Source organism: Halohasta sp. A2 (genome assembly GCF_056175805.1).
The window spans coordinates 1-255 of the sequence record NZ_JAQFWV010000308.1; the positions used below are offsets into that span (position 1 = coordinate 1).

At 57.6% G+C, this 255-nt stretch carries 1 pseudogene; it reads right to left on the bottom strand.

The window, feature by feature from the left end:
* Positions 1 to 209, bottom strand: a pseudogene (locus tag O2S87_RS19245) (ISH6 family transposase); the annotation flags it as partial.
* Positions 210 to 255: the final 46 nt, after the last annotated feature.

Here is a 255-nt window from a genome sequence, read left to right on the forward strand (position 1 = left end):
CGGCGTTGGAAGCGTTGTTCACCGTTACCGTGTGCGTGTTTCTCGCCACAGAGTGCCTCGACGCGGGCCGCGTCGAGGCTCTCGACAAGGCCTTCGAGAAGAACTGATTCGATGTTTTGATCAGTAAAGAACTCGGCAAGTGTGGCCAGCGGTATCGTTTTGTCGTCGTCGATGCTAACGGTCAACCGCACGTCGATTGTGGCGTGCATGGGACACCTCTCGGAGTGGACACCAGAGGCGTCCCTTTCCTCAAGG